This is a genomic window from Fusobacterium sp. (assembly GCF_032477075.1).
Classification (GTDB): Bacteria; Fusobacteriota; Fusobacteriia; order Fusobacteriales; family Fusobacteriaceae; genus Fusobacterium_A.
On sequence record NZ_JAWDXO010000002.1, the window covers coordinates 125,978 to 148,579 of the forward strand.

General features: G+C 28.8%; 25 protein-coding genes. 19 read left to right on the top strand and 6 right to left on the bottom strand.

Annotation, left to right across the window (positions count from 1 at the left end; genetic code table 11):
- Positions 1–219: 219 nt before the first annotated feature.
- Positions 220–597, top strand: a complete 378-nt coding sequence (locus E6771_RS01735) for a nuclear transport factor 2 family protein (protein WP_316089209.1) — start codon at positions 220–222, stop codon at positions 595–597.
- 196 nt (positions 598–793) lie between these two features.
- Here E6771_RS01735 and E6771_RS01740 read toward each other — a convergent pair whose 3' ends face one another.
- The gene (locus E6771_RS01740; protein ID WP_316089210.1) at positions 794–1,246 is read right to left on the bottom strand and encodes a SoxR reducing system RseC family protein; all 453 of its coding nucleotides are present in this window, start codon (positions 1,244–1,246) and stop codon (positions 794–796) included.
- A gap of 150 nt (positions 1,247–1,396) precedes the next feature.
- On the opposite strand from E6771_RS01740, the gene E6771_RS01745 reads away from it, so the two are divergent.
- From E6771_RS01745 to rbr, 10 genes are all read left to right on the top strand, one after another.
- The gene (locus E6771_RS01745) at positions 1,397–2,482 is read left to right on the top strand and encodes an ABC transporter permease (RefSeq protein WP_316089211.1); all 1,086 of its coding nucleotides are present in this window, start codon (positions 1,397–1,399) and stop codon (positions 2,480–2,482) included.
- On the top strand, positions 2,466–3,044 hold the full coding sequence (locus E6771_RS01750) for a Maf family protein (protein ID WP_316089212.1): 579 nt from the start codon (positions 2,466–2,468) through the stop codon (positions 3,042–3,044). Before E6771_RS01745 ends, E6771_RS01750 begins: the two co-directional genes overlap by 17 nt.
- Positions 3,045–3,075: 31 nt before the next feature.
- Positions 3,076–4,122, top strand: coding sequence for a rod shape-determining protein (locus tag E6771_RS01755; protein WP_316089214.1), 1,047 nt, complete (start codon positions 3,076–3,078; stop codon positions 4,120–4,122).
- Positions 4,123–4,144: 22 nt separating this feature from the next.
- Positions 4,145–5,770, top strand: coding sequence for a hypothetical protein (locus E6771_RS01760; RefSeq protein WP_316089216.1), 1,626 nt, complete (start codon positions 4,145–4,147; stop codon positions 5,768–5,770).
- Positions 5,754–6,290, top strand: a complete 537-nt coding sequence (gene scpB / locus E6771_RS01765; protein WP_316089217.1) for an SMC-Scp complex subunit ScpB — start codon at positions 5,754–5,756, stop codon at positions 6,288–6,290. The genes E6771_RS01760 and scpB overlap by 17 nt, the downstream gene beginning before the upstream one ends.
- Positions 6,277–6,978 carry a pseudouridine synthase gene (locus E6771_RS01770; protein WP_316089392.1) on the top strand — a complete coding sequence of 234 codons (702 nt, stop codon included), beginning with the start codon at positions 6,277–6,279 and terminating at the stop codon, positions 6,976–6,978. Before scpB ends, E6771_RS01770 begins: the two co-directional genes overlap by 14 nt.
- A 24-nt stretch (positions 6,979–7,002) precedes the next feature.
- Positions 7,003–7,293, top strand: coding sequence for an Asp-tRNA(Asn)/Glu-tRNA(Gln) amidotransferase subunit GatC (gene gatC / locus E6771_RS01775; protein ID WP_316089218.1), 291 nt, complete (start codon positions 7,003–7,005; stop codon positions 7,291–7,293).
- A gap of 24 nt (positions 7,294–7,317) precedes the next feature.
- Entirely contained in the window at positions 7,318–8,775 is a 1,458-nt protein-coding gene (gene gatA / locus E6771_RS01780) for an Asp-tRNA(Asn)/Glu-tRNA(Gln) amidotransferase subunit GatA (protein ID WP_316089219.1), read from the top strand.
- 29 nt (positions 8,776–8,804) lie between these two features.
- A complete protein-coding gene (gene gatB / locus E6771_RS01785) occupies positions 8,805–10,250 on the top strand; it encodes an Asp-tRNA(Asn)/Glu-tRNA(Gln) amidotransferase subunit GatB (RefSeq protein WP_316089394.1) in 1,446 nt (481 codons plus the stop codon).
- Positions 10,251–10,486: 236 nt separating this feature from the next.
- On the top strand, positions 10,487–11,062 hold the full coding sequence (rbr, locus tag E6771_RS01790) for a rubrerythrin (protein ID WP_316089220.1): 576 nt from the start codon (positions 10,487–10,489) through the stop codon (positions 11,060–11,062).
- 164 nt (positions 11,063–11,226) lie between these two features.
- Here rbr and E6771_RS01795 read toward each other — a convergent pair whose 3' ends face one another.
- The 4 genes from E6771_RS01795 to E6771_RS01810 all read right to left on the bottom strand — a co-directional run bounded on the left by E6771_RS01795 (position 11,227) and on the right by E6771_RS01810 (position 15,022).
- The gene (locus tag E6771_RS01795) at positions 11,227–12,579 is read right to left on the bottom strand and encodes an MATE family efflux transporter (RefSeq protein ID WP_316089222.1); all 1,353 of its coding nucleotides are present in this window, start codon (positions 12,577–12,579) and stop codon (positions 11,227–11,229) included.
- A gap of 201 nt (positions 12,580–12,780) precedes the next feature.
- Complete coding sequence (locus E6771_RS01800) at positions 12,781–14,139, bottom strand: PFL family protein (protein WP_316089223.1); 1,359 nt, start codon at positions 14,137–14,139, stop codon at positions 12,781–12,783.
- Positions 14,140–14,171: 32 nt separating this feature from the next.
- On the bottom strand, positions 14,172–14,441 hold the full coding sequence (locus tag E6771_RS01805) for an ACT domain-containing protein (protein ID WP_005952196.1): 270 nt from the start codon (positions 14,439–14,441) through the stop codon (positions 14,172–14,174).
- Positions 14,442–14,599: 158 nt separating this feature from the next.
- Positions 14,600–15,022, bottom strand: a complete 423-nt coding sequence (locus E6771_RS01810) for a CGGC domain-containing protein (RefSeq protein ID WP_316089225.1) — start codon at positions 15,020–15,022, stop codon at positions 14,600–14,602.
- Positions 15,023–15,295: 273 nt separating this feature from the next.
- Between E6771_RS01810 and E6771_RS01815 the strand changes: the two genes are divergently transcribed.
- From E6771_RS01815 to E6771_RS01830, 4 genes are all read left to right on the top strand, one after another.
- On the top strand, positions 15,296–16,162 hold the full coding sequence (locus E6771_RS01815; protein ID WP_316089227.1) for a DUF4438 domain-containing protein: 867 nt from the start codon (positions 15,296–15,298) through the stop codon (positions 16,160–16,162).
- A gap of 188 nt (positions 16,163–16,350) precedes the next feature.
- The gene (locus E6771_RS01820; RefSeq protein ID WP_316089229.1) at positions 16,351–16,785 is read left to right on the top strand and encodes a MarR family winged helix-turn-helix transcriptional regulator; all 435 of its coding nucleotides are present in this window, start codon (positions 16,351–16,353) and stop codon (positions 16,783–16,785) included.
- Positions 16,786–16,847: 62 nt separating this feature from the next.
- The gene (locus tag E6771_RS01825) at positions 16,848–17,750 is read left to right on the top strand and encodes a hypothetical protein (RefSeq protein WP_316089230.1); all 903 of its coding nucleotides are present in this window, start codon (positions 16,848–16,850) and stop codon (positions 17,748–17,750) included.
- 38 nt (positions 17,751–17,788) lie between these two features.
- Positions 17,789–18,724 carry an NAD(P)H-dependent oxidoreductase gene (locus E6771_RS01830; RefSeq protein WP_316089232.1) on the top strand — a complete coding sequence of 312 codons (936 nt, stop codon included), beginning with the start codon at positions 17,789–17,791 and terminating at the stop codon, positions 18,722–18,724.
- Positions 18,725–18,848: 124 nt separating this feature from the next.
- Here E6771_RS01830 and E6771_RS01835 read toward each other — a convergent pair whose 3' ends face one another.
- Entirely contained in the window at positions 18,849–19,994 is a 1,146-nt protein-coding gene (locus E6771_RS01835) for a M20 family metallopeptidase (protein WP_316089234.1), read from the bottom strand.
- A gap of 236 nt (positions 19,995–20,230) precedes the next feature.
- Between E6771_RS01835 and E6771_RS01840 the strand changes: the two genes are divergently transcribed.
- The 4 genes from E6771_RS01840 to E6771_RS01855 are packed head-to-tail and all read left to right on the top strand — an operon-like array spanning position 20,231 to position 22,577.
- Positions 20,231–20,440 carry an immunity 17 family protein gene (locus E6771_RS01840; protein ID WP_316089235.1) on the top strand — a complete coding sequence of 70 codons (210 nt, stop codon included), beginning with the start codon at positions 20,231–20,233 and terminating at the stop codon, positions 20,438–20,440.
- Complete coding sequence (locus E6771_RS01845; RefSeq protein WP_316089237.1) at positions 20,421–20,897, top strand: DUF2004 domain-containing protein; 477 nt, start codon at positions 20,421–20,423, stop codon at positions 20,895–20,897. Before E6771_RS01840 ends, E6771_RS01845 begins: the two co-directional genes overlap by 20 nt.
- Before the next feature lie 19 nt (positions 20,898–20,916).
- On the top strand, positions 20,917–21,705 hold the full coding sequence (locus tag E6771_RS01850) for a DUF5713 family protein (protein WP_316089239.1): 789 nt from the start codon (positions 20,917–20,919) through the stop codon (positions 21,703–21,705).
- An 8-nt stretch (positions 21,706–21,713) separates the two neighbouring features.
- Entirely contained in the window at positions 21,714–22,577 is an 864-nt protein-coding gene (locus E6771_RS01855) for a DUF2262 domain-containing protein (protein ID WP_316089241.1), read from the top strand.
- Positions 22,578–22,602: the final 25 nt, after the last annotated feature.

Below are 22,602 nucleotides of genomic sequence, written 5' to 3' on the forward strand. Positions count from 1 at the left end.
ACAAAGATATGATAAAATATTTATAAAATAAAGGGCCTATAAGAATTTTAGTAATAAAATATTTTTAAAATCTATAATTTGGTAAATATTCTATGTAATATTATTATCTTTAAACTTCAAGGAAGAAAAATAGCACTATTTGATTTTATTTAGAAAATTTATAACTGTAGTTTTTATAGAAGCTTATTTTAAATAAACAAATGAAAAGGAGAATATTATATGAGTCCATTACAAAAAGAAATAGCAATAAGTTCTTATTTTAATATGTGGATAGAGAGAGATTTTTTATTATTGAGTAAACTTTTTGCTTCAAATATTTACTATAGTGAATGTTATGGCCCAGAATATCATGGATTAGCTGAAATTTATCTATGGATTAATGCTATGCTACAAAAACAAGTAGTATTGGAATGGAGAATCAAAAGATTTATTCATTCAGAATCTACTATTGTAGTTGAATGGTTTTTCAAAGAAGAACAAAATAATTTTCAACATGAATTTGATGGTGTGTCAATTATTGAGTTTTCTAACGACAGTAAAATAATATCAATTAAAGAGTTTAAATCAAAATCTGAACATATAACCCCATATCATTGATTTTTTCATAATTGGTCTCTTTATAATAATATAATATTGCTATGCTCTATAAAAAACCTATGATTAATCTTTGCTTTATTAAAAGTTTAAAAAAATATCTTAAAATAAAAAAATAACCATTAATTTTTTATTTTTAATGGCTATTTGCTTTCAATCTGAGAGAAGAGATAATAAAAATAACTTTCCTCTTAATTTATTAAAATATATCTTTATTTTTGCAGCTGTCTATCATTTCATCTATATCTTCTTTTTCAATAGAAATTATATCTATTTCAGAATTTTTTTGTTTTTTAACTATAAACTTGTCATAGAGAAACAAACACACAAAAGATACTCCTAATGCTATAAAACTTGAAGCAATACTCTGGTTTTCAGAAAATCCCAGTTTACTTGCTATAAAATAACCTAATATCATTGCTACAGCAGGAAATACATATGCAATAGAAGCTGCTTTTATAATTTTTCCAGCTGATATTTCAAATGTAACTGTATCTCCTATATCAGCTTTTCTATCTGTTGTAAATTCAAAGTCTTTTCCATATTTTGTGTCTCCACTACACCCACTGCAATGTGAACATGCTGTATCTTTATATAATTTTACTACTATTTTATCTCCATTTATCTCTTTGATTATACCTTTATTTAACATATTTACCACCTTTCAATTTCATCTTTCTCTATTGTAAATTATAGCACAAAAAAAAACTTTAAAAAAGCCAAAGGTATATTTCTTGAAAACTATTTTTCTCTATGATACAATATAGAATAGTTTAATAGTAAGTTTAGAATGAGGGATGATATGAAAAGAATATTGAAATTTTTACACTTGAAATATTTATATCTTTACTTTATTATTTATTTCATATCAAGTTATTTCTTTAATGGTAAATTAAAAAGTACTGGAATATATTTAATTTTAGGAAATTATCTTGGTATTATAATTTTTCCAGTTTTATTTATGCTAATACTTTCACCACTTTTTTTCTTTATCAAAGATAGAAAGAAAAAAATGATATTTAATGTAAAATTACATGCCTTTTTCATTTTGTTAATAAGCTGTCTTTATCTTTTCATAACATATAAATTAGAACTTCCTTTTACTAAGGAATTAGCAGATGACAATATCATAGAAAAATTTCTCAATCTTTCTATATATAAATATAAAATAGGATTTATAGCAGCTTATTTATTCTATCTTATTTTAAAAAATATTATGTTTTGCTATATTTATTCTGGACTTGGTTTTTTAATATTTTGTACTTTTTTTCTTATAACTGCAAAATTCATTAAAACAACAATATGCAGAATTTATCATGAACATAAAGAAAAGAAAAGAATACAAAAAGAAGAGCAATTGTTAAGAGAGCAGATAGCAATAAAAGAAGCTTTGGAAAAGAGAGAAGCTGATAAAAAATTAAAAATGGAACTAGAAAAAGAAATAAGAATAAAAGAGAGAGTTGAAGAAGTTATTCTAAATAAGGAATTAGTTTTAGAAAGTTACTCTATTGATGAAAATAAGAATAATGATATAATAAATAATATAAAAGAACCTGATATAACAGAAGAAGATGAAGAATTTTTAAAAATAATTGATCCAGATTTTTTTATTAAACTAAAAGAGGAAAAACCTAAAGAAGAAATTTCAGAACAGAAAGAAAAAAAAGAAAATCCTGCTTCTGATATGGCTTATGAAAACACTATAGATTTTCCATTATTCACTATAACAGATTCTTCAGAAAAAGAAAAAACTTTTGAAGAAATAAATGATAATACAGAAAATCTGATAGAAAATAATCTTGAAAAATCAATAAAAAAGTCTAAAAAAGAAAGAGAACTTTTAACAATAAGATCTCCTGGAGGAAAAAAAGATGATTCTAGCTTCTAAGTCTCCAAGAAGAAAAGAAATTCTTGAAGATACTGGATTTAAAATAAAAATTAAGAGTACCCAGATGGAAGAAATAAGTGACAAGATTTCCCTTACAGATAAAATTATGGATATAGCAAGAAAAAAAACTATGATAATTGCAGAGCAATATCCAGATGAATTTGTTGTAGGTGCAGATACCGTAGTTGAACTAGATGGAAAAATAATAGGAAAACCAATTAATAAAAGTGATGCCTTTAATACATTAAAAATGTTATCTGGAAGAAAACATAATGTTATCACAGCATATAGTCTAATTAACTTATCTAAAAAAATAGATATTACAGATTATGATATTACTAAAGTTTCTTTTAGGGAATTATCCGATAATATGATAAAATGGTATATATCTACTAATGAACCCATGGATAAGGCAGGTTCCTATGGTATACAAGGAAAAGGAGCTATATTTGTCAATGGGATAAATGGAGATTTTTTCAATGTAATGGGATTTCCTATTGGTAAATTTGTTGAAAAAATTTCTCTTTTAGGTATAGAACTAAAAGATATAGAAAACATATAATAAAAAACATAAATATATTTAGAGGTGAAGAATGAAAAGATATTTTAACAAATTTTTAGGTTTTTTTTCTGAAGATTTAGGAATTGACTTAGGAACATCTAATACATTAATATGTGTAAAAGATAAGGGGATTATTTTAAATGAACCCTCTGTAGTTGCTATAAATACAAGAACAAAAGATATATTTGAAGTTGGTGAAAGAGCCAAACTTATGATAGGTAGAACTCCAAACAATCTTGATACAATAAGACCTTTAAAAAATGGGGTTATTGCTGATTATGAAATAACAGAAAAAATGCTTAGTTCTTTTTATAAAAGAGTAAGTCACAATAGATTTTTTTCAAGTCCAAGAGTTATTATTTGTGTTCCTGCTGGAGTTACTCAGGTTGAAAAAAGGGCTGTTATAGAAGTAACTAGAGAAGCTGGTGCTAGAGAAGCATACCTTGTTGAAGAGCCTATGGCTGCTGCAATTGGTATAGGATTAAATATTTTTGAACCTGAAGGAAATATGATTGTGGACATTGGTGGAGGTACATCTGAATTAGCTGTTATCTCTTTAGGAGGAATTGTAAAAACATCATCTTTCAGAGTAGCAGGGGATAGATTTGATACTACAATAATAGATTATATTAGACAAAAACATAATCTTTTGATAGGAGAAAAAACTGCTGAAGATATCAAAAAACAGATAGGTGCTGTAGTTGAGCTTGAAGAGGATATTTCAATTGATATAAGTGGTAGAAATGCTCTTAATGGACTTCCTAAAGATATAAAAATATATTCTTCTGAAATAGTGGAAGCTTTAAGTGAATTATTACAGCAAATAATAGAAGAAATAAAAGTTATTCTTGAAAAAACACCTCCTGAATTATCTTCAGATATAAAAAGAAGAGGAATATATATCACTGGTGGTGGAGCACTTCTTAGAGGCATAGATAAAAAGATTTCTGAAAGTCTTAATTTGAATGTAACTATTTCTGAAGATCCATTAAATGCTGTTATAAATGGTATTCAAATTCTTTTAAAGAATTTCCACATTTATAATAAAGTTTTAATTTCTCCAGAAACTGACTATTGATTTTAGAGAAAGAAGGGGTTATATGAAAAGATTTATTTTAATTTTTCTTATGATACATACCTTTTCATATAGTAACTATCTCATTAGTAATAGTGAGATAGTTCTTTTTTATGATAAAAATTTTAATAGTGTCCACTTCATAAAAGGAGATATTTTTAACCCTATAGATATTTCTAAAATTGAAGGAAAGATAATTATTGATGGAAATGAAATAATATCTGTCAATCGTTTTTTTAATAGAATCGAAATGGTTCCTGGAACTAATATTTTAAAACTTTACTATTCTATTAATGGACAGGATATAGATGTAACTATCATTCCATCTATGTTGGAAAGGGAAAAACTGTATCTAGTAGTTGACTTGAAAAATTTAAAAACTGATAAAAAAATAGGTTTTGCATTCCATATATTTCCTCAACAGGATAATGGAAATACTGAATTTATAAGAAATTCAAATTCCTATGTTTATGGAAAACATATATTTTTCAAATCTGAAAATTATGGTGGTGAAGTATTCATTGGAAGAGATGATGTAATTGAAAATTTTGTTTTGGAACAGGTTACAACTAAAACTAAAAAATATCAAGATGATAACTTATACTATCTCATAAATAATGTAAATAAAGATGAACCTATCCTTTTTACATTTAAGTTTTTTGAAAATTTTAAAAATAACAATCTCATAAAAAGTAATGATGTTATAGCTGCTGAATTTAATTATTGGCTTGGACTTAAATCAGAACAAAAAGTTTTTAAGAATCAGAAAAGTGTAAATATCCAATTAAGAATGTTAGATACTATAACTTCAAGGGCCGTCATTCCTGATTCCATTTCTTATAATAATAGCAAAGAAAATCTTACTAATAAAATAAAACTTTATTATATATCCAGCTTATTTAAAAATGATTTTGATGAGAGAAAAATGTTTGTTGATATTAATATAAGAAAGACAGAAACTGAAAGTGCTGTTTATTATACTTATCTTTTTAAATATTTAAAAGATAATAATAAAATATTTGACAGTAATTTCTTTAATTGGAAAATCAAACCTGAAGTTCTTTCTATGGTTGATTCTATTGAAGATAATGGAGAAATATTTGATGGGAGGGATAATATTTATAATTATTATATGCAATATAAGCTTTTAGAAATAATATCACAATTAAATGAATTTAGTGAAGATATAAAATGGATTGAAGAAAGAAAAAATCTTCTTCATCAGTTTATAATAAAAAACTATACTTTTGAAAGTGGAATAAAAACTAGAAGAGCAGATGATAAAAGTAATTATAAAAATATAGCTTATTTGGATATACTTCCAAAAGATAATCAAAAAAAGATACTACTATCTGATTATAAAAAATATTATAGTGAAAAATTAGGTGTTCTGATTAATAAAAATAAGGATATTATAGATATGGAATATAACTTGAACTTTATCATAAAATTATATGAAAATGGATTTAAAGAAATGGCTGATAATCTTCTTTTTAATCTTGAAGCTATAATAGAAAGAAATAATTCATATATAATTCCTAAAATCTATTTAAATAAAAATAATTCTGCTGGAATATATGGAGAACTTCTTTATCTTTATTTGACAGCTGTCCAATATAGGGAGAATAACAATAATGAGCATACAAAATAAAATAGAAGCTATTCTTCTCTTGGGAGGAGATGAAGTAAAAATAAAAGATCTTTGCAATTTTTTTTCTCTTTCTATTGAAGAAATCATGGAAATATTGAGTAATTTAAAATCAGAGCGAAAAAATAGTGGTATCAACATTGAATTCAGTGGTGAATTTGTATATTTAGTAACTAATCCTCTATATGGTGAATTTATCAATCAATATTTTGAACATGAAGCAAAACCTAAAAAACTTTCAGGTGCTGCTCTTGAAACTCTTTCTATAATAGCCTATAGACAACCTATTACTAAAAGTGAGGTAGAATCTATAAGAGGAGTTTCAGTAGACAGAATAGTTCAAAATCTTGAAGAAAAAAAATTTGTTCGAGTATGTGGGAAGAAAGAGGGTATTGGAAGAGCTAATTTATATGAAATAACTGATAAATTTTTAGGGTATATTGGAATAAGTTCCATAGATGAACTTCCTAATTACCTAGAAGTAAAAGGGAGACCAGAAGATGGAGGAAATGAGAATAAATAAATATCTAGCTTCTCTTGGAATTGCTTCAAGAAGAGAAGTAGATAAAATGATAGAAGAGGGAGCTGTAAAAGTAAATGGAGAAAAGGCTGCCCCTGGCATTAAAGTCAGTGACAAAGATGAAATTTATATAAGAGGAAAAAAAATAGAGAAATATACTGAGAAAAAAGTTTATTATATTCTTAACAAACCTCTGGAAGTACTAAGTTCATCAAAAGATGACAGAGGAAGAAAAACTGTAGTTGATCTCATCAACTGTAAAGAAAGAATATTTCCTATTGGAAGATTAGACTATCATACTTCAGGTCTCATTTTACTTACTAATGATGGTGAACTTTTTAATAGAATAATTCATCCAAAAGCAGAAATATTTAAAGAGTATTATGCTAAAGTTTTTAGAGAAATAAAAGAAAATAATGTTGAACTTCTTAGAAATGGAATTGAGCTGGATGATGGAATCACTCTTCCTGCAAATGTTAGAATATTAAGAAGAGAAAAAGGAAAAACTGAACTTTTAATTGCTATAAGAGAAGGAAGAAATCGGCAGGTAAGAAGAATGCTGGACAAAATAAATCATCCTGTAATAACTCTAAGAAGAGAAAAAATAGGAAATCTTTCTCTTGGTAATTTAAAATTAGGAGAATATAGAAAACTTACAAAAGAAGAAATAAATTATTTATATTCATTATAAAATTAAAATTTTGAGGAGGAAAATATGGCTTTGACTAGAGAAGAAGTTTTAAATGTAGCTAAACTTGCTAGACTTAAATTCGCCCCTGAAGAAATAGAAAAATTTCAGATAGAGCTGAATGACATACTAGGATATATTGACATGCTGGATGAAATAAATACTGATGAGGTAAAACCTCTTATACAGGTCAACAACACAGTTAATAATTTAAGAGAAGATAAAGTAAGAGAGTCATTATCAGTGGAAAAAGCTCTTTCTAATGCTCCTGATTCTGGAGATGGAGCTGTAATAGTTCCCAAAGTTGTTGGTGAATAATAAAATATGAGGAGGATTTTCTAAATGGAAAATTTTTATAAGTTATCTGCTGTTGAGATAAAAGAAAAAATTTCAAAAGGTGATATAAAATCTGAAAATATTGTAAAAGAAATATTTGAAAGAATAGAAAAAATTGATGGAAATATAGGAAGTTTTATTTATCTTAGAAAAGAAAAAGCTTTAGAAGAAGCAAGAAGAGTTGATGAAAAAGTAAAAAATGGTGAAAAACTCGGTATTTTAGGTGGAATTCCTGTTTCTATAAAAGATAATATGGTTTCTGAAGGAGATATAAGCACTTCTTGTTCTAAAATACTTGAAGGATATACTGGAATATATAATGCTACTGCTGTAAAAAAACTAAAAGAAGCAGATGCTATTATTATTGGTGTAACTAATATGGATGAATTTGCCATGGGAAGCACTACAAAAACTTCTTGTTATAAAAAAACAAAAAATCCTTGGAATACTGAGAGAGTTCCTGGTGGAAGCAGTGGAGGTGCTGCTGCTTCAATAGCTGCTCAGGAAGTTTTTATTTCTCTTGGATCAGATACTGGTGGAAGTATCAGACAGCCAGCATCTTTTTGTGGAGTAGTTGGAATGAAACCTACTTATGGAAGAGTTTCAAGATATGGACTTATGGCATTTGCCTCATCTCTGGATCAAATAGGCCCTATAGCTAAAAATGTAGGAGACATAGCTCTTTGTATGAATGCTATTGCTGGTGAAGATGATTATGATGCCACTGTATCTAAAAAAGAAGTCCCTGATTATACAAAATTTCTAGGAAAAGATATCAAAGGAATGAAAATTGGTGTTCCTAAAGAGTATTTTATTGATGGAATAAAAGAAGATGTAAGAAAAGTGGTAGATGAAGCTCTTGAAAAATTTAAAAAACTTGGTGCTGAAATAATTGAAATATCTCTTCCTCACACTAAATATGCTGTTCCTACTTATTATGTACTTGCTCCAGCTGAAGCAAGTTCAAACCTTGCAAGATTTGATGGAGTGAGATATGGATATAGAAGCAAAGATATTAAAAATATAGATGATCTATACATCAATTCAAGAACAGAAGGTTTTGGAGATGAAGTTAAAAGAAGAATAATGATTGGAACTTATGTGTTAAGTGCTGGTTTCTATGATGCTTACTTCAAAAAAGCTCAAAAAGTAAGAAAGTTAATTAAAGATGACTTTGACAAAGCTTTTGAAAATGTAGATATTATATTTACTCCAGTATCTCCAAGTACAGCTTTTAAATTAGATGATATAAAAACTCCTATTGAATTATATCTTGAAGATATATTCACAATTTCTGCTAACTTAGCAGGTATCCCTGGTATTTCCATACCAGCTGGACTTGCTGATGGACTGCCTGTTGGTATACAGCTTCTTGGAAAACCTTTCTGTGAGGGAGAACTTATACAAGCTGGAGATGCATTTGAAAAAATTAGAGGAGAATGGAAACTTCCTGTGATAGACTAGGAAGATTCTATTTAGAAGGAGAGATAAATATGTTGAGAGAATGGGAATCAGTAATAGGATTGGAGGTTCACCTTCAATTAAAAACTGGAACAAAAGTCTGGTGTGGTTGTAGTGCTGACTATGACAATGCTGACTCTAATACACATACTTGTCCTATCTGTTTAGGACACCCTGGAGCTCTTCCTAAACTTAATAAAAAAGTTGTGGAATATGCTGTAAAAGCTGGACTTGCACTTAACTGCAAAATAAATAATGAGAGTGGCTTTGATAGAAAAAACTATTTTTATCCTGACACTCCTAAAAATTATCAAATAACTCAATTTGATAAATCATATGCTGAAAAAGGTTCATTAGAATTCAAACTTAATTCTGGAAGAATGGTAAAAGTTGGTATTACTAAAATTCAAATAGAAGAAGATGCTGCAAAATCTATCCATGCAGAGCATGAATCTCTTATTAACTTCAATAGAGCTTCTATCCCATTGATAGAAATAATTTCTGATCCTGATATGAGAACTTCAGAAGAAGCTTATGAATATCTTAATACTTTAAAAAGTATTATTAAATATACTGGTATCAGTGATGTATCAATGGAACTTGGTTCTCTAAGATGTGATGCTAATATTTCTGTTATGGAAAAAGGCTCAAAAGTATTTGGAACTAGAGTAGAGGTTAAGAACCTTAACTCATTTAAAGCTGTTGCCAGAGCAATAGATTATGAGATAGGAAGACAAATAGAAACAATTGAAAATGGTGGAAAAATAGATCAGGAAACTAGGTTATGGGATGAAGAGGCTCAAGCTACAAGAATAATGAGAAGTAAGGAAGAGGCGATGGACTATAGATATTTTCCAGAACCTGATCTTTTAAAACTTGTGATTTCAGATAAAGAAATAGAAAGTATAAGAGAAATAATGCCAGAATCTAAAGCAGATAAATTAATAAGATTTATTTCTGTTTATGCTATTCCTGAATATGATGCTAATATTCTTTGTGAAGATATTGAATTAGCTGACTATTTTGAAGCAGCAGCAAAAACTTCAAATAATCCTAAACTAAGTTCTAACTGGATTATGACTGAAGTTATGAGAAATCTAAAAGAAAAAAATACAACAATTGATATGTTTGCTATATCCCCAGAGCATTTGGGAGAGATAATCATCCTTATAGAAAAAAATGTTATATCTACAAAAATAGCTAAGGAACTTTTTGAAATAAAGCTTACTGATAATAGGGCTCCTGAAATCATAGTAAAAGAAAAAGGAATGGTTCAAGTAGCTGACACTGGTGCTATTGAAGCTATGATAGATGAAGTTATCAATGCTAATCCTAAAATGGTGGAAGATTATAAAAATTCTGATGAAGGAAGAAAACCAAGAGTTATGAAAGGACTTATTGGTCAAGTGATGAAACTTTCTAAAGGAAAGGCTAATCCTAACATGGTTACAGAATTAATGACCAAAAAACTAAGTTAAATTTAAATAGAGAAAGTGATGAATTAAAAAGCTAAATTAAATTTTAGAATTTTAAAAACTAGAAAGATTTGTATAATTAATAGTAAATCTTTTCATTAGAAAAATTTTAAAATTATATTTCTTCTTATGAATCACTTTCTTTTTTATTTTAAAAAGGATTCTTTTGATTTAATTAGAATAAATATATATGGAAATTAAAAGAGTTTGTTTGTAATTTATTATGGAGGTGTTTTATTATGTCTATTAAAGGAACAGAAACTGAAAAAAATCTATTAAAATCTTTCGCTGGAGAGTCTCAAGCTAGAATGAGATACACTTATTTCGCTGAAAAAGCAAGAGAAGAAGGATATGAACAAATTGCTAATATTTTTATAGAAACTGCTGATAATGAAAAAGAACATGCGAGAAGGTTCTTTAGCTTCCTTGAAGGAGGAGAAAATCTTGAAATACAAGCTGCTTATCCTGCTGGATATGTTGGAACTACTTTAGAAAATTTAAAAATGGCCGCAGCTGGAGAACATGAAGAACATTCAGAACTTTATCCTCAATTTGCAGAAGTCGCTGAAAAAGAGGGATTTAAAGTTATTGCTGGTGTATTCAGACTTATTACTAAAGTTGAAATTGAACATGAAAAAAGATATTTGAAGCTTTTAGAAAATGTAGAAACTGATCACGTATTTAAAAAAGATGGAACTAACAGATGGAAATGTATTTTATGCGGATATGTACATGAAGGCACTGAAGCTCCTGCTAAATGTCCAGTTTGCTTAAATCCAAAAGCATTCTTTGAAATAAAAGAAACTAACTATTAATATTAAAAAGAGAGAATGTCATTAAGTAGAAAGATTTTTTAAAGATTACAACAGTTCCACTGTTGCATCTCAGTAATTATAGCAGCTAAAATTATAGATGCTTAATTACCGGAAAATTTATTCTAACTTTTTAGCCATTCTCTTTTTATTTTATCCTTCCTATACTACTCTTTTACAATTACAACTCTCATCCATTTCTTAGAAAAGAAGAATATTCCTCCCATTAATACCCCAAACATAGAAGCCAGAGGTGCTCCCAATCCAAGTCCATATAGTCCCTTATTCAAAAATATTCCTAAGAAATAACATGCTGGAATCCTTATAAACAATGAGGCTGAAGCACTATTAATGAAAGAAAATTTAGTATGTCCTGCACCTATAAACAATCCATTAAAACAAAATACAAATGGAACAAGAAGATAATCATAACTTATTGCATTCAAATACTTCACTCCATGTCTTATCATTTCCTTATCTTCTCCAAATATGCTTAAACACTCTTCTGGAAAAATTCTCATAATTAAAAATATTACAAAAGAAATGCTGAGAGAAAATATTATTCCAGTTTTTAAAGTCTGTACTGCTCTTCTTATCTGTCTCGCCCCAATATTCTGTGCACTCATAGCTGAAACAGAAGCACTTACAGCAACAGTGGGAAGTATTGCAAAACTATTCAATTTGCTGACTGCACCTACAGCAGCAGAAGCAGATACTCCAAAAGTATTAGCCAATGCTGTTAAAAATAAAAATGAAACACTTACTATAGCATTTTGAGCTGATGAAGGTATTCCTATTTTTAAAAGTAAATCAAATCTGTCTTTATAGAATTTAAATGAACTTAATTTAAAATCAAATATAAATCCATTTTTTTTCAAATAGATTACACATAAAATCATACTTATAGCCTGAGAAACAACAGTTGCTATAGCTGCTCCCCCTGCTCCCATGCCATACTTGGCCACAAGAAGCAAGTCCAGACCAATATTTATTACACAAGCAACAGCAACAAAATATAATGGATTTTTACTATCTCCCATTCCTCTCATAACAGCACTAAGAGCATTATAGCCAAATATAAAAACAGTACCAAGAGTTGTTACAAAAAAATATGCTCTTGTTTCTGAAAAAGCTTCTGCTGGTGTCTGAATCAATCTCAATAATGGATTCATGGTAAATATCATCAAAGCAGTTATAATAACTGCTACTATTAGTAATGTAGTAAATAATGTGCTTATAGTTTCCTTCATAGCTTTTCTATTTCCTATTCCCAAATATTGAGCTACAAGAACTGTTCCTCCCACAGTAAATCCCATTACCATATTAGTTATTACAAACTGTACCTGTGAACCATTAGCAACTCCTGACATACTTGTAGTAGAGGCATATCTTCCTACTATTACCATATCTGCAACACTGTACAGTGTCTGTATCAAATTAGATATAAGAAATGGTATAGAAAATTTTATTAATTGTTTTACAACATTTCCCTTTGAAAGGTCATTTTCAAATTTATTCATTTACTCTCCCCTTAATATAATTTATCATATCCTTTCTATTTTACACTACTTTTTCTAGAAATAAAAGTATTTATTCTACATTAAATCAATAAAAAAGAAAGATCTATGAACAAAATATAAATTACAAACTTTTTTATAAGAAGTTTGTAATTTAATTCAGCTGTTAATCATTCTCTTCTATATTATTTTATTAAAATTCAGTTAATTTTTAAAGCTATGTATAGGAGCAGGAATTCTTCCTCCTCTTTTGATAAAATTTTCACAACTGAATTTATTTACAGCCATAATAGGAGCATACCCCAATAACCCTCCAAATTCTACCATATCTCCTACTTCCTTTCCTATTACTGGAATAAGTCTTGCTGCAGTAGTCTTATTATTTATCATTCCTATAGCTGCTTCATCAGCTATGATTCCAGAAATAGTTGCTGCTGTAGTACTTCCTGGAATAGCTACCATATCTAGACCAACAGAACATACACAAGTCATCGCTTCTAATTTTTCAAGAGTTAAAGCTCCAACTTTTGCAGCTTCTATCATTGCATGATCTTCACTTACAGGAATGAAAGCTCCACTTAAGCCTCCAACATATGAAGAGGCCATTACTCCACCTTTTTTCACATTATCATTTAAGATAGCAAGTGCTGCTGTAGTTCCTGGAGCCCCTGCATGTTCAAGCCCCATCTCTTGAAATATTTCAGCAATACTGTCTCCAACAGCTGGAGTAGGAGCCAGTGAAAGATCTATTATTCCAAAAGGAACATTTAATCTTTTTGATGCTTCTTGAGCAACTATCTGTCCTACTCTTGTTATCTTGAATGCAGTTTTCTTTACTACTTCACAAAGTGTTTCAAAATCAGCATCTCTTACTTCCATCAGTGCCCTTTTCACAACTCCTGGTCCACTTACTCCTACATTAATAACACAGTCAGCTTCTCCAACTCCATGAAATGCTCCTGCCATAAATGGATTATCTTCCACGGCATTACAGAAAACAACTAGTTTAGCACATCCTATACTATCTCTGTCCTTCGTAAGCTCAGCAGTTTCTATTATTATCTCTCCCATTTTTTTTACAGCATTCATATTTAATCCATTTCTTGAAGTCCCTATGTTTACAGATGAACATACTCTTTCTGTAACAGCTAAAGCTTCTGGAATAGAATCTATAAGAATTCTATCTGAAGGTGTGCATCCTTTTTGTACAAGAGCAGAAAATCCTCCTATAAAATTTACTCCACATTCTTGTGCTGCTTTATCAAGAGTTTTGGCAATACTTACATATGAATCAGTTTTACATCCTGCTGCTGCAATAGCAATAGGTGTAACTGATATTCTTTTATTAACTACTGGCACCCCAAATTGTTTTGCAATTTCATCTCCAACTTTTACCAAATCTTTTGCATAAGTAGTTATTTTTTTATATATATTTTCATTAAATTTATTAATATCTGGGTCAGCACAGTCTATAAGACTGATACCCATAGTGATAGTACGGACATCTAGATTAGCTTCTGCTATCATCCTGTTTGTTTCCTGTATTTCTACTCTGGAAATCATGACACTCCTCCTTTATATTTTCAGCTCATTGATTAAATACGATGCATACAATTGAAGATATCTTCATGCTGCATTGAAATTATAACTCCCAGCACTTTTCCTATTTGTCTAAGTTCTTCCCCAATAACTTCCATAGGCTTTGATGGAGCAGTGATATCCACTATCATCATCATATTGAAATAACCATCAACTATTGTTTGTGAAATATCAAGGATATTTACATTGGCATCTGATAAGTATGTACATACTTTAGCTATGATACCAACTTTGTCTGTTCCTAAGACAGTAATAATACACTTCATTTTTTACCTCCTGAATTTTTTATTTATATAAATTTTTAATAATACAAAATAATACTAAAATATTTTATAATTATACCAAAAAATCTATCTTTTTACAATGATAAAAGAAAATTTTATTTGTTTATATCTTCATTTTAAAAAATATTTTTTAAATCGAATTATTCATATTTTTTGTATATACCCAATTCACGTTTTTTTTCTGAAACTTTTGCTAAAAGAGTTCCTTCTATCACATTTTTATATCCTTGTTTCTCAATTATATTTTTTATATAATTTATATGTGGACATCTATCATAATGATGATTATCAGTTACCATACAAGAAGCTAAATGGATAATCACTTCATTTTTTTTAATAATATCTTCTTCTTTTAACTTTCTGGATAAATGCCCCAAAAGACTTGAAACTTCTTTTCCACAACATCCACCACATTCAAACATCATGTATTGTATATTCTGTTCTTTTGAATAAATGCTGAATGCTCTATCTCTTTTATAAAAGGAATCCATACAATAAAATCCACTGCATCTTCTTTTGGCTATTTCACATTGTATTATTACTATTAACTTTATGTTTTCCATTTTTCCTCCTTACATATTTAATTTCTCTATTAGAATAGTAGTCCAGAAAAACTTTTTTGTCAATTTTTTCAATATAACTGTAACACAATTGTCACAATATCTTGGTATATTAATAATATAAAATCTTTCCCCAAGATGTTTTATAATATAGATTTGTAAAAACAGAGTAATTTGAAAAATGAGTTCAAATTACTCTGTTTTTCTTTACTAAAACTAAAAAATATATTAAAATATTAACAATCAGTAACCATTAAAATATTCAGGAGGAAAGAAATGATTAAAACAAACAAAGAATTTTTAGTTATGCAATCAGTAGGAGGAAAGGTGCACAGTCCTACTATAGCTTCTCCTTACAGAATTTCCAGAGATGGAGATCCTATGATTTTACCAGCTACTGGTGGTATTTCTTATAATGTAAAAGTTGGCGATTCATGTATGACATGGGTAGGAGACCATGTTGAACCAGGAGTAAGTGTTAAAAATGATAATATTAATGAAAATAATGCTCTTATGGTTCTTGGATGCATTGGAAATACAGCAAAAGTAATGACAGGAGATGCCAAGGGAGCTACTGGTTTTGTTACTGGTGGTCATGGTGGAATTGAACATACTCTTGTATATTTTGATGAAGAAACTTTAGAAAAATTAAATATTGATGATAAAATACTTGTAAAAGCTTTTGGACAAGGATTAAAAATAGAAGGATTTGATGATGTTGTTTGTATGAACATTGATCCTGCTCTTCTAGAAAAGATGGAAATAAGAATAACAGAAGATGGATGTTTAGAAGTTCCTGTAGCTACTGAAATCCCTCCTTACCTAATGGGATCAGGAGTAGGAAGTGCCACTGCTTTTTCTGGAGACTATGATATCATGACAGGAGATAAGGAAGCAAATGAAAAATATGGTATCAATGAATTAAGATTTGGAGATATAGTTCTTCTTCAAGACTGCAACAACTGTTTTGGAAGAGATTACCTAAAGGGGTCAGTTACTATTGGGGTAGTTGTTCACAGTGATTGCATAAAAGCTGGGCACGGACCTGGAGTTACTGCTATCATGAGCTGTCCTGTTTCAAAAATCAGAGGAAGAAAAGATAAAAATGCTAATATAGCATATTACCTAGGAATTACAAAGTAAATTAAGATCTATCAAAAATTGTAATTAGATTTAATATATCTAAAAATTATAAATGAATTTAAAATATTAAGGTGGATGACAAAAACTCATCCATCTTTTTTTACAAAAAACTTGTTGCATAAATTTAAAAAAGATGTTATATTAATTTTATGTGGTTAAACACATATTTTTTTTTTAAAGGAGGATATATGGAAGACTATAATTTACAAAAATCACTAGGATTTAAGCTGGAACTTGCCTCTCGTCTTACAACTGGAAACTTTAGTAAAAAATTAAAAGAAGATAAATTCCTTATTACTCCTGAACAATGGGGAGTCATTAATTTCTTATTACATGAAGACGGACTTACTCAAAATCAAATATCAAAACTAGTTGGAAAAGATCATACCTGTGTATCAAGACTTATAGAAAATCTTATTAAGAAAAATATTGTAAAAAAAATACCTGATCCAGATGATAAAAGAATCAATCTCATATATCTCACTGAAGAAGGGAAAAAAATACAAAACAATGTTGTTCCCACTGTAAAAGAAAATTTGCACAAAGTTTTTTTTAATGTTACAGATGAAGAGAAAATTATATTTTCAAAAGTATTGGATAAAATAATAAAAAATTTAGAATAATTTTACTCTAAATTTTTTATTTAAATATGTGTTTAAACACATAAAAAACAGGAGGATTTATAATGAAACGAATCAAATGTATAAAATGTCTGCTTTTAATATTGTTCTTCACTTTTACGCTTTCAGCTATGGGAGAAACTCCATCTAATGGACAACAACTAAAAAGAAGTTATCTCATTCTCAATTTGACTGACCTTAATGATTTACCTAAAGCTAACAGATGGTTATTTAAAGATCATGCTTCTGATACATTGAATATTAATGGCCCCATTTTAGCTGGATACTCTACTTATAGAGCACTTCCTTTACCTAAAGGTGCTGATCAGTATGGTGCATATAACTGGAGAATGACTGAACACTATTGGAAAGAAGATCCATTTTCTATGGAAGATGAATTAAATCAGGGAACAGCTATGAGTGAAATATGGGTAGAAGGATATAATGAAATGATTGGAAATCCTATAAATTCTGAAAAAAGAGCTGATTGGGGAGAACAGGAAAATAAAAATGCTCACCCTGCTGCCTTTATTTTTGTGAACAGAAAAATAGACAATGATTTTAAAGGATATGGACTTACAAGTGCTGATGGACCATTTTTTAGATTTGTAACAGCTATCAAATATCCTGATAATGTTTCAGAAAAAGATGGTGAAGAATGGTTTATCAATTCTTTTATCCCTTCTATAATCAAGCAGAATGATCTTTTAAGATGTTTTTCGTATAAAGCTATTTCCCCTAAAACTTCCCCTTTTGTAAGAGTAGTAGAATTCTGGTATAGAGATTCAAAAGCTTGGAAGAAAAACTGGGTAGATAATACTCCAAACATTGAAAAACCAAAATGGGCTGAAAAAAATCAACAGTTCCCTTATTTAAAGCCATATAAAGATATTGTAAGTATATTTTTAGAAGAGCATGCGGAAAGAGATTTTTTGAGAGATGGAACTGAATATCATTTTACAAATTAATTAAAAAATAGAAATAATAGTAATTTAAGGAGGAACAAATGAAAATATTAGGAATATCAGCAGGAACTAGAAATGGAAATAATGACTCTATGTGTAAGGAAGCTTTAATGGGTGCTAAAAAAATGGGAGCTGAAATTGAATTTATCAGACTTCTTGATCTTGATATAAAATATTGTACTGGATGTATAGCTTGCGTCAAAAGTCTAATGAGTGGTAAAGGTGGACAATGCGTATTAAAAGATGATTTTGAATGGTTGAGAGATAAAATGATGGATGCAGATGGAATTATCTTTTCTGTTCCTATTTTTGAAAAAGGAGCTGCTGCAATTTTCCGTTCACTGACAGATCGCTTTGGACCTAGAATGGATAGAGGAAATAATCTGGCTGCTACTGAGATAGCAAAGCAAACTAATGGAAAAGCTCCTGATCAAAGAGTCTTTAAAGAAAAAGTTATTTCATATATAGGTCTTGGAGGGTCTGACTGGACTACAAGAATACAGTGTGATTTTGAAATGCTTTCTTTAATACCTATGTGGAAAACTATAAATAATGAAGTTTTTTCATGGTCAAAAAATGTAATCATGGAAGATGAAAAAGTGGCTAAAATACATCAAATAGGAATTGATTTAGCTAAAGCTGCTGCTAATATGGAAAATGCTCAATACCTTGGAGATAAAGGAGTATGTCCTCACTGTCACAGCAGAAATTTCTACCTAAATGATGATTCTACTAAAGCTGTCTGCTGTCTATGTGGAATAGTTGGTGAAGTAAAAATAAAAGATGGAAAAGTAAAATTTGAGTTTCCTCATGAACAATTAGAGCATGCACATAATACTATGCCTGGTAAATTTATTCATATGAATGATATTAAAAATAATGAAAGTACATTAATAGAAACTAAAAAAACTGAGGCATATAAAGAACGTTTAAATAAATATAGAGAATTTATTCAACCTTCTTTTCCTAAAATCTAACAAGAAATTTTTTAGAAAATACATTTCATAAAACTAAGACAGCTTTAACTTATATAGATTTAAAATTTAAAATATGGTAAAAGACAAAAGAAGAAGCTGATTAAATTCAGCTTCTTCTTTTATTTTATTTATTGTGGCTTTCCAATATTTTAGCAAAGGCTTCCACACCTTTTAACAATACTTTTTCATCAAAATTGAAATGGCAATTATGAAGCGGATGAATATATCCTTTTTCTTCATTTCTAGTTCCTAACAAGAAGAAAATTCCTGGTACCTCCTGCTGATAATAAGCAAAATCTTCTGATATAGTTAAAGCATCCTGTTCTCTATAATTCATATCTTTCATAGTTTCAGTAAATTTTTTATAAAGTTCTTTATCATTTATCACTGGTGGATAAAGAATAACAAGATCTTCATCTATTTTTACATTATAAGTCAGTTCTATTCCTCTATGTATCTCTTTCATTCTTTTTATTATAAATTCTGAATCAGATTGTGCAAATGTTCTTGCAGTTCCCCAAAACTCAACTTTTTCAGGAATTATATTTTGAGCACTTCCTCCTGAGAATTTTCCTATTGTAATAACCCCAGGGTCAAATGGAGAAAAATTTCTTGATATTATTGTCTGATAAGCATCTATTACCTTAGTAAAAGCAATAAGAGGATCTACAGCCTTATGAGGCATAGCTCCATGTCCGCTTTTTCCAGTTATTCCTACACTTATTACAGTGGCTTGTGCAAAGAAAGGTCCTTCTTTACAAGCAACTACCCCTTCTGGAAGTTCTGGAAACAAGTGCATTCCATAAATAGCTTTTACATTATATTTTTTAAAAATTCCTGTTTCTACAATATCTTTTGCTCTTCCTGGTGCTTCTTCAGCAGGCTGGAATATTAATAATACACTTTTCCCAAGTGGCTGTATAGTTGTTAAATATTTTGCAAAAGCTAAAAGAGTAGACATATGTCCATCATGTCCACAAGCATGCATTTTTCCATTATTTTTAGATACAAAATCTATTTCATTTTCCTCTTCAATATTTAAAGCATCTATATCACTACGAAAAGCTATGCAATTATCTTTATCTTTCCCTTCAATATATACATATAACCCTGTTTCCACTATATCATGTGGTTCAAGTCCAATAGAAAGCAGATAATTTTTCAAATATTCCTTTGTCTTGAATTCTTCCAAAGCAGTTTCTGGCATTTGATGAAGTGTTCTTCTATTTTTTACTATATCATCTAATAAAAAATCCAAATTAAGTTCCATTATATATCCTCCTTTATTTATACAATCTTTAAATATCTGACTACATATTATCACAAAAGAAGAAAAAATATAATAAAAATATAAAAAAGGACTCTTATCTTTTCATATTTTTTATTTGCAACTCCTCTTTGACATTTTGTAATTAAATATTTTCATTAATTCTACCACAGAGTAATGGCTAAATATTTATCAATATGGTAAAATTATACTATAAAAAACTTATCTTGGAGGAAAATATGGAAGAAGCTGGAAAAAATTTTATGAAACTATATGGTGCATACCTTGTTCCCTTAGTTGGATTTATATTCCTGTTTGGAGCAATCTTTAATTGGAAATGGGTAACTGATCCTGCTGGAGACAAATTATTTATGAGGTTTATTTATAGAACATTTGGAGACAAAGGCTACAGAATAACTGGAGGTATAAATGAAAATAACATATTTTAATGAATTTGATCCTCAAAGTGATTATATGGAGACTACAATTACTCTGGATAATAAAGAAATAGAATTAGATTTAAACTGCGAAGAAGTTATTGGTTCTACAGATTGGATTGATGAATATGAAAAATATATAGTTCAGTTAGAGAGAATAAAAAAAGATATTTTACAATATATAAACAATGATTTTATTGAAGAGGGATTAACAAAGGAATGGATAACTTTTCATCTAGAAGAAATAGATGAGGAATATATTGATACTCTCTTAAAAAATACAGAACAATTTTTAACTAAAGAAGAACAGGCACTATCACTATTAAAGCTTAGAAGAATTGGACTTTATCCAGAATATGAAGGATATGCTATATGGGATTTTGTACTAGATGATGAGGTAAGTGATGAAATACTTACCTTACAGACTGATATTAATGGCAACATATTAAATATTGCATGGGAAAGTTAAAAATTTTAAGGAGGAAATTATGAGTTATGATTTAATGGTATTTGAATTTTCTAAGGCTCCTAAAACACAAGATGAATTTTTAGAATGGTACGAAAAACAAACTGAATGGGAAGAAGAACATGATTATGAAGATCCTGAAATAACTTCTCCTGCTCTTAGAGAATGGTTTATGGAAATGATAAAAACTTTTCCTCAAATGAATGGTCCCTTTGCTCTTGAAGAGGATGAAATTGAAGATGAATCATATCTTACTGATTACAGTATTGGAAAAGATATTATATATGTAGGCTTCGCTTGGTCTTTAGCAGATGAAGCTTATGATTTAGTAAGAGAACTTTCAGAAAAATATAAAGTTGGTTTTTTTGATGTTAGTGGTAATGGAGATATTATCTACCCTGATGGAACTATTTTCTCCCACAATGAAGAAGAGGATATAGAAGAATATGAATATAGTTATGATAAAACTACTCTTTATTCTCCTGTTAAAAAATTTGATAATAACTTTAAAATATTAGAAGAGATGTACAATGATAATTATTACCCAAATTTCTTAGTTGATAAAATAGCTGAAGAAATAAACAAGGTAATTTTATTCCTAGAAAATGAAACTCATACATATGAAGAAATACAGAAAAAATTTGATATAATGACCATTGCTATAAATGAATTGGAAGAAGAATTTGATAATAATGACAGTGAAATAGAAACTGTAGCCAGAGAAAGCATAGGTGCTGCTGTTGATTATATCCTTGAATGGTTTGGCATAGGAATAGATGTAGAAGAAGCAATTGGAGAAAGGAACTGGTAAGATAAATAATGGAAAAAAAATTAAAAGATGAATTTGAAAATTTAATGGAAAAAGCTGAATACAGCAAAATGATAAAAAAAATTAAATCTATTTCTGTTAAGGACAGAGATTATGAAATTAATAGCTATATGGCTAGAGCATTCAGTGGAGAAGGAAAATTTGATAGTGCATTAAAAGTATTGTTTTCAATAGAAAAAGAAGGGGTAAGTGATCCCCTTTGGTATTACAGAGTAGGATATGCCTATTATTCCCTTAATGAATTTGAAAAAGCTCAAAAATATACAAAACAGTCTTTTGAATTAGATCCTGATGATAGATGGACCATAATGCTTTTAAGAGTACTGAATAAAAAATTAAATATATATGAAGGTACAAAAACTTGGACTGATCTTAAAACAGAAGACTTTAAAAAATCAGATGTATTTACTGCTGAAACTTTATTCAGCATTTGGAAAAATGATTTTGCTGATTTATATATTGATACTGAAGAAAATTTTGTGATTGATTCTTTTCTTTCAGCAATAAAAAATAAATTAAAATGGATTGAAGACAATTCACAGGTAATAGAAAAATTTCTTATTGATGATGGTATGCTTGAATTAGCTGAAGATTGGGCTTCCAGTGCTGAAGAAGCAGAAGATGAAGAACAGGAATGTTATATAATGGAAGATGGAGAAAAAGTATTTTTCCCAATCTCTGAAAAGGATTTTATTGATAGCTTATATGTTGAAAGCATTACTATGAATATTGAAGATAATAATATATCAAGTGAAATATTTTTCTGCTGTTCTCCTGATTATTTTGCAGGACACTGTATAATAGTAGAAGTAGATAAAGATGGAAATATTACAAACCAAAGTTTAGCTGGATAATAAAAAATAAAATAGAGAGTTACCT